This window comes from Bacillus sp. GMs2/2, assembly GCF_050172095.1.
GTDB classification, from domain to species: Bacteria; Bacillota; Bacilli; order Bacillales; family Bacillaceae_G; genus Bacillus_A; species Bacillus_A cereus.
Genome location: NZ_JBNLYE010000753.1, coordinates 1 through 1,001 on the forward strand (window position 1 = coordinate 1; position 1,001 = coordinate 1,001).

Genomic DNA, 1,001 nt, shown 5'->3' on the forward strand with positions numbered 1-1,001 from the left:
TTAAAAACTTTTCCTCCAAGATATGGATACCTACATACAAATTTCATATTACGGATATGATTCGATCAAACATAAAACTATTTAGAAAGGAAGAATAATATGGAATGCATAAAAATGACGAAATGGAGTTGGTATCATGTGAAAACTAGTGAGCTTGAAGAAATTTCTTCTATAATCCCCCGTGATGTAACATCTTATTTCTCTCAATTTGTAAAGAAAATAAGTTCTCCTTGTGAAAATGGATTATATGTTTATACGTTATCACCAAGTCAAACTTGTGTATATGGTTCGTTTTTATATGATCAAGATAAAAAGGACGCCAAAATTCAAAAATTTCTTCATTATTTCGTAGCTCATGGGATACTGATAACGGTCCAAGAAAAAGAGGAAGAAGATTTTCAAGAATTAATACATAATTTCCCTGTAGGTATAAAAAATTGTAATAGTTCCGCTGAAGGACTATGTGCCATCTTATCGATATTTATATCTCACTATTTACGAAAGGTTGACTATTTTGAAAACAATTTCAGAAATGTGTTATGGGATTTTTATCATCATAATAACATAGCAGTTTTAGAAAGGATTTATCATATTCGTCATGAATTATTTATGAACACACATGTGTTTCGCTTAATACAAGAAGTGTTACAAGGCTTGGAGGAAGCTTGGTTAGAAAAACTAACAAACACCCTTTGTTATAAACAAACACACGTAAAATTAGAGCGTGGATTACAACTTGTTAAAGAGTACCAAGAAGAATTAGACACGATGATTCATTTGCAAGAAGTTGTTTCTTCTCATCGTGGGAATGAAATTATGAAAGCTCTTACTGTATTAACTGCTGTGAGTACGCCTTTGACAGCCTTAGGAGCATTATGGGGTATGAATTTTAAATACATGCCTGAACTAGAATGGAAATATAGCTATTTAATCGCTCTCTTATTTATTATTTTCACAACAGCGGGTATGTATATGTATATGCGATTCAAAGGATGGACAGG

The 1,001-nt window shown here is 31.9% G+C and carries 1 protein-coding gene; it reads left to right on the plus strand.

Annotated elements, in window-relative coordinates:
• Nucleotides 1–99 precede the first annotated feature (99 nt).
• Nucleotides 100–1,001: magnesium transporter CorA family protein (locus ACQGS6_RS29275; RefSeq protein WP_426966096.1), on the plus strand; the 902-nt coding region annotated here is incomplete at its 3' end.